Source organism: Aeromicrobium sp. PE09-221 (assembly GCF_002174305.1).
Lineage (GTDB): Bacteria > Actinomycetota > Actinomycetes > Propionibacteriales > Nocardioidaceae > Aeromicrobium.
Map to the genome: position 1 here is coordinate 1 of NZ_MIJB01000091.1, position 6,865 is coordinate 6,865.

Annotated in this window: 5 protein-coding genes; 1 reads left to right on the forward strand and 4 read right to left on the reverse strand. The window is 47.6% G+C overall.

Annotated elements, in window-relative coordinates:
- Nucleotides 1–331: 331 nt before the first annotated feature.
- From BHE97_RS19445 to BHE97_RS19470, 4 genes are all read right to left on the reverse strand, one after another.
- Entirely contained in the window at nt 332–1,303 is a 972-nt protein-coding gene (locus BHE97_RS19445; protein ID WP_000817031.1) for a ParB/RepB/Spo0J family plasmid partition protein, read from the reverse strand.
- Entirely contained in the window at nt 1,303–2,469 is a 1,167-nt protein-coding gene (gene sopA / locus BHE97_RS19450) for a plasmid-partitioning protein SopA (RefSeq protein WP_000772446.1), read from the reverse strand. The genes BHE97_RS19445 and sopA overlap by 1 nt, the downstream gene beginning before the upstream one ends.
- Nucleotides 2,470–3,056: 587 nt before the next feature.
- A complete protein-coding gene (gene repE / locus BHE97_RS19455) occupies nt 3,057–3,812 on the reverse strand; it encodes a replication initiation protein RepE (RefSeq protein WP_000852146.1) in 756 nt (251 codons plus the stop codon).
- 1,394 nt (nt 3,813–5,206) lie between these two features.
- Nucleotides 5,207–5,554, reverse strand: a complete 348-nt coding sequence (locus BHE97_RS19470; protein ID WP_000442160.1) for a tyrosine-type recombinase/integrase — start codon at nt 5,552–5,554, stop codon at nt 5,207–5,209.
- Between the two features lie 218 nt (nt 5,555–5,772).
- Here BHE97_RS19470 and BHE97_RS19475 point away from each other — a divergent pair, with 218 nt between their 5' ends.
- The gene (locus tag BHE97_RS19475) at nt 5,773–6,432 is read left to right on the forward strand and encodes a type A-1 chloramphenicol O-acetyltransferase (protein ID WP_000412211.1); all 660 of its coding nucleotides are present in this window, start codon (nt 5,773–5,775) and stop codon (nt 6,430–6,432) included.
- Nucleotides 6,433–6,865 lie beyond the last annotated feature (433 nt).

Sequence of the window (6,865 nt, forward strand, 5' to 3'; positions counted from 1 at the left end):
CTGGAGGTACAAGTGAGACGGTGTGTGGGCGAATAAGCAGACCGACCATACGAGTGGGACCGTGGTCCCAGTCTGATTATCAGACCGACGATACGAGTGGGACCGTGGTCCCAGACTAATAATCAGACCGACGATACGAGTGGGACCGTGGTCCCAGACTAATAATCAGACCGACGATACGAGTGGGACCGTGGTCCCAGTCTGATTATCAGACCGACGATACAAGTGGAACAGTGGGCCCAGAGAGAATATTCAGGCCAGTTATGCTTTCTGGCCTGTAACAAAGGACATTAAGTAAAGACAGATAAACGTAGACTAAAACGTGGTCGCATCAGGGTGCTGGCTTTTCAAGTTCCTTAAGAATGGCCTCAATTTTCTCTATACACTCAGTTGGAACACGAGACCTGTCCAGGTTAAGCACCATTTTATCGCCCTTATACAATACTGTCGCTCCAGGAGCAAACTGATGTCGTGAGCTTAAACTAGTTCTTGATGCAGATGACGTTTTAAGCACAGAAGTTAAAAGAGTGATAACTTCTTCAGCTTCAAATATCACCCCAGCTTTTTTCTGCTCATGAAGGTTAGATGCCTGCTGCTTAAGTAATTCCTCTTTATCTGTAAAGGCTTTTTGAAGTGCATCACCTGACCGGGCAGATAGTTCACCGGGGTGAGAAAAAAGAGCAACAACTGATTTAGGCAATTTGGCGGTGTTGATACAGCGGGTAATAATCTTACGTGAAATATTTTCCGCATCAGCCAGCGCAGAAATATTTCCAGCAAATTCATTCTGCAATCGGCTTGCATAACGCTGACCACGTTCATAAGCACTTGTTGGGCGATAATCGTTACCCAATCTGGATAATGCAGCCATCTGCTCATCATCCAGCTCGCCAACCAGAACACGATAATCACTTTCGGTAAGTGCAGCAGCTTTACGACGGCGACTCCCATCGGCAATTTCTATGACACCAGATACTCTTCGACCGAACGCCGGTGTCTGTTGACCAGTCAGTAGAAAAGAAGGGATGAGATCATCCAGTGCGTCCTCAGTAAGCAGCTCCTGGTCACGTTCATTACCTGACCATACCCGAGAGGTCTTCTCAACACTATCACCCCGGAGCACTTCAAGAGTAAACTTCACATCCCGACCACATACAGGCAAAGTAATGGCATTACCGCGAGCCATTACTCCTACGCGCGCAATTAACGAATCCACCATCGGGGCAGCTGGTGTCGATAACGAAGTATCTTCAACCGGTTGAGTATTGAGCGTATGTTTTGGAATAACAGGCGCACGCTTCATTATCTAATCTCCCAGCGTGGTTTAATCAGACGATCGAAAATTTCATTGCAGACAGGTTCCCAAATAGAAAGAGCATTTCTCCAGGCACCAGTTGAAGAGCGTTGATCAATGGCCTGTTCAAAAACAGTTCTCATCCGGATCTGACCTTTACCAACTTCATCCGTTTCACGTACAACATTTTTTAGAACCATGCTTCCCCAGGCATCCCGAATTTGCTCCTCCATCCACGGGGACTGAGAGCCATTACTATTGCTGTATTTGGTAAGCAAAATACGTACATCAGGCTCGAACCCTTTAAGATCAACGTTCTTGAGCAGATCACGAAGCATATCGAAAAACTGCAGTGCGGAGGTGTAGTCAAACAACTCAGCAGGCGTGGGAACAATCAGCACATCAGCAGCACATACGACATTAATCGTGCCGATACCCAGGTTAGGCGCGCTGTCAATAACTATGACATCATAGTCATGAGCAACAGTTTCAATGGCCAGTCGGAGCATCAGGTGTGGATCGGTGGGCAGTTTACCTTCATCAAATTTGCCCATTAACTCAGTTTCAATACGGTGCAGAGCCAGACAGGAAGGAATAATGTCAAGCCCCGGCCAGCAAGTGGGCTTTATTGCATAAGTGACATCGTCCTTTTCCCCAAGATAGAAAGGCAGGAGAGTGTCTTCTGCATGAATATGAAGATCTGGTACCCATCCGTGATACATTGAGGCTGTTCCCTGGGGGTCGTTACCTTCCACGAGCAAAACACGTAGCCCCTTCAGAGCCAGATCCTGAGCAAGATGAACAGAAACTGAGGTTTTGTAAACGCCACCTTTATGGGCAGCAACCCCGATCACCGGTGGAAATACGTCTTCAGCACGTCGCAATCGCGTACCAAACACATCACGCATATGATTAATTTGTTCAATTGTATAACCAACACGTTGCTCAACCCGTCCTCGAATTTCCATATCCGGGTGCGGTAGTCGCCCTGCTTTCTCGGCATCTCTGATAGCCTGAGAAGAAACCCCAACTAAATCCGCTGCTTCACCTATTCTCCAGCGCCGGGTTATTTTCCTCGCTTCCGGGCTGTCATCATTAAACTGTGCAATGGCGATAGCCTTCGTCATTTCATGACCAGCGTTTATGCACTGGTTAAGTGTTTCCATGAGTTTCATTCTGAACATCCTTTAATCATTGCTTTGCGTTTTTTTATTAAATCTTGCAATTTACTGCAAAGCAACAACAAAATCGCAAAGTCATCAAAAAACCGCAAAGTTGTTTAAAATAAGAGCAACACTACAAAAGGAGATAAGAAGAGCACATACCTCAGTCACTTATTATCACTAGCGCTCGCCGCAGCCGTGTAACCGAGCATAGCGAGCGAACTGGCGAGGAAGCAAAGAAGAACTGTTCTGTCAGATAGCTCTTACGCTCAGCGCAAGAAGAAATATCCACCGTGGGAAAAACTCCAGGTAGAGGTACACACGCGGATAGCCAATTCAGAGTAATAAACTGTGATAATCAACCCTCATCAATGATGACGAACTAACCCCCGATATCAAGTCACATGACGAAGGGAAAGAGAAGGAAATCAACTGTGACAAACTGCCCTCAAATTTGGCTTCCTTAAAAATTACAGTTCAAAAAGTATGAGAAAATCCATGCAGGCTGAAGGAAACAGCAAAACTGTGACAAATTACCCTCAGTAGGTCAGAACAAATGTGACGAACCACCCTCAAATCTGTGACAGATAACCCTCAGACTATCCTGTCGTCATGGAAGTGATATCGCGGAAGGAAAATACGATATGAGTCGTCTGGCGGCCTTTCTTTTTCTCAATGTATGAGAGGCGCATTGGAGTTCTGCTGTTGATCTCATTAACACAGACCTGCAGGAAGCGGCGGCGGAAGTCAGGCATACGCTGGTAACTTTGAGGCAGCTGGTAACGCTCTATGATCCAGTCGATTTTCAGAGAGACGATGCCTGAGCCATCCGGCTTACGATACTGACACAGGGATTCGTATAAACGCATGGCATACGGATTGGTGATTTCTTTTGTTTCACTAAGCCGAAACTGCGTAAACCGGTTCTGTAACCCGATAAAGAAGGGAATGAGATATGGGTTGATATGTACACTGTAAAGCCCTCTGGATGGACTGTGCGCACGTTTGATAAACCAAGGAAAAGATTCATAGCCTTTTTCATCGCCGGCATCCTCTTCAGGGCGATAAAAAACCACTTCCTTCCCCGCGAAACTCTTCAATGCCTGCCGTATATCCTTACTGGCTTCCGCAGAGGTCAATCCGAATATTTCAGCATATTTAGCAACATGGATCTCGCAGATACCGTCATGTTCCTGTAGGGTGCCATCAGATTTTCTGATCTGGTCAACGAACAGATACAGCATACGTTTTTGATCCCGGGAGAGACTATATGCCGCCTCAGTGAGGTCGTTTGACTGGACGATTCGCGGGCTATTTTTACGTTTCTTGTGATTGATAACCGCTGTTTCCGCCATGACAGATCCATGTGAAGTGTGACAAGTTTTTAGATTGTCACACTAAATAAAAAAGAGTCAATAAGCAGGGATAACTTTGTGAAAAAACAGCTTCTTCTGAGGGCAATTTGTCACAGGGTTAAGGGCAATTTGTCACAGACAGGACTGTCATTTGAGGGTGATTTGTCACACTGAAAGGGCAATTTGTCACAACACCTTCTCTAGAACCAGCATGGATAAAGGCCTACAAGGCGCTCTAAAAAAGAAGATCGAAAAACTATAAAAAAAATAATTATAAAAATATCCCCGTGGATAAGTGGATAACCCCAAGGGAAGTTTTTTCAGGCATCGTGTGTAAGCAGAATATATAAGTGCTGTTCCCTGGTGCTTCCTCGCTCACTCGACCGGGAGGGTTCGAGAAGGGGGGGCACCCCCCTTCGGCGTGCGCGGTCACGCGCACAGGGCGCAGCCCTGGTTAAAAACAAGGTTTATAAATATTGGTTTAAAAGCAGGTTAAAAGACAGGTTAGCGGTGGCCGAAAAACGGGCGGAAACCCTTGCAAATGCTGGATTTTCTGCCTGTGGACAGCCCCTCAAATGTCAATAGGTGCGCCCCTCATCTGTCAGCACTCTGCCCCTCAAGTGTCAAGGATCGCGCCCCTCATCTGTCAGTAGTCGCGCCCCTCAAGTGTCAATACCGCAGGGCACTTATCCCCAGGCTTGTCCACATCATCTGTGGGAAACTCGCGTAAAATCAGGCGTTTTCGCCGATTTGCGAGGCTGGCCAGCTCCACGTCGCCGGCCGAAATCGAGCCTGCCCCTCATCTGTCAACGCCGCGCCGGGTGAGTCGGCCCCTCAAGTGTCAACGTCCGCCCCTCATCTGTCAGTGAGGGCCAAGTTTTCCGCGAGGTATCCACAACGCCGGCGGCCGGCCGCGGTGTCTCGCACACGGCTTCGACGGCGTTTCTGGCGCGTTTGCAGGGCCATAGACGGCCGCCAGCCCAGCGGCGAGGGCAACCAGCCGAGGGCTTCGCCCTGTCGCTCGACTGCGGCGAGCACTACTGGCTGTAAAAGGACAGACCACATCATGGTTCTGTGTTCATTAGGTTGTTCTGTCCATTGCTGACATAATCCGCTCCACTTCAACGTAACACCGCACGAAGATTTCTATTGTTCCTGAAGGCATATTCAAATCGTTTTCGTTACCGCTTGCAGGCATCATGACAGAACACTACTTCCTATAAACGCTACACAGGCTCCTGAGATTAATAATGCGGATCTCTACGATAATGGGAGATTTTCCCGACTGTTTCGTTCGCTTCTCAGTGGATAACAGCCAGCTTCTCTGTTTAACAGACAAAAACAGCATATCCACTCAGTTCCACATTTCCATATAAAGGCCAAGGCATTTATTCTCAGGATAATTGTTTCAGCATCGCAACCGCATCAGACTCCGGCATCGCAAACTGCACCCGGTGCCGGGCAGCCACATCCAGCGCAAAAACCTTCGTGTAGACTTCCGTTGAACTGATGGACTTATGTCCCATCAGGCTTTGCAGAACTTTCAGCGGTATACCGGCATACAGCATGTGCATCGCATAGGAATGGCGGAACGTATGTGGTGTGACCGGAACAGAGAACGTCACACCGTCAGCAGCAGCGGCGGCAACCGCCTCCCCAATCCAGGTCCTGACCGTTCTGTCCGTCACTTCCCAGATCCGCGCTTTCTCTGTCCTTCCTGTGCGACGGTTACGCCGCTCCATGAGCTTATCGCGAATAAATACCTGTGACGGAAGATCACTTCGCAGAATAAATAAATCCTGGTGTCCCTGTTGATACCGGGAAGCCCTGGGCCAACTTTTGGCGAAAATGAGACGTTGATCGGCACGTAAGAGGTTCCAACTTTCACCATAATGAAATAAGATCACTACCGGGCGTATTTTTTGAGTTATCGAGATTTTCAGGAGCTAAGGAAGCTAAAATGGAGAAAAAAATCACTGGATATACCACCGTTGATATATCCCAATGGCATCGTAAAGAACATTTTGAGGCATTTCAGTCAGTTGCTCAATGTACCTATAACCAGACCGTTCAGCTGGATATTACGGCCTTTTTAAAGACCGTAAAGAAAAATAAGCACAAGTTTTATCCGGCCTTTATTCACATTCTTGCCCGCCTGATGAATGCTCATCCGGAATTTCGTATGGCAATGAAAGACGGTGAGCTGGTGATATGGGATAGTGTTCACCCTTGTTACACCGTTTTCCATGAGCAAACTGAAACGTTTTCATCGCTCTGGAGTGAATACCACGACGATTTCCGGCAGTTTCTACACATATATTCGCAAGATGTGGCGTGTTACGGTGAAAACCTGGCCTATTTCCCTAAAGGGTTTATTGAGAATATGTTTTTCGTCTCAGCCAATCCCTGGGTGAGTTTCACCAGTTTTGATTTAAACGTGGCCAATATGGACAACTTCTTCGCCCCCGTTTTCACCATGGGCAAATATTATACGCAAGGCGACAAGGTGCTGATGCCGCTGGCGATTCAGGTTCATCATGCCGTTTGTGATGGCTTCCATGTCGGCAGAATGCTTAATGAATTACAACAGTACTGCGATGAGTGGCAGGGCGGGGCGTAATTTTTTTAAGGCAGTTATTGGTGCCCTTAAACGCCTGGTTGCTACGCCTGAATAAGTGATAATAAGCGGATGAATGGCAGAAATTCGATGATAAGCTGTCAAACATGAGAATTGGTCGACGGCCCGGGCGGCCGCAAGGGGTTCGCGTTGGCCGATTCATTAATGCAGCTGGCACGACAGGTTTCCCGACTGGAAAGCGGGCAGTGAGCGCAACGCAATTAATGTGAGTTAGCTCACTCATTAGGCACCCCAGGCTTTACACTTTATGCTTCCGGCTCGTATGTTGTGTGGAATTGTGAGCGGATAACAATTTCACACAGGAAACAGCTATGACCATGATTACGCCAAGCTATTTAGGTGAGACTATAGAATACTCAAGCTTGCATGCCTGCAGGTCGACTCTAGAGGATCCCACCAGGAAACAGCCTAGGAA

Bases quoted from the DNA above. Each gene is read 5' to 3' on its own strand.
- BHE97_RS19445 (WP_000817031.1), bottom strand. From the start codon at position 1,303: ATGAAGCGTGCGCCTGTTATTCCAAAACATACGCTCAATACTCAACCG.
- sopA (WP_000772446.1), bottom strand. From the start codon at position 2,469: ATGAAACTCATGGAAACACTTAACCAGTGCATAAACGCTGGTCATGAA.
- repE (WP_000852146.1), bottom strand. From the start codon at position 3,812: ATGGCGGAAACAGCGGTTATCAATCACAAGAAACGTAAAAATAGCCCG.
- BHE97_RS19470 (WP_000442160.1), bottom strand. From the start codon at position 5,554: ATGGAGCGGCGTAACCGTCGCACAGGAAGGACAGAGAAAGCGCGGATC.
- BHE97_RS19475 (WP_000412211.1), top strand. From the start codon at position 5,773: ATGGAGAAAAAAATCACTGGATATACCACCGTTGATATATCCCAATGG.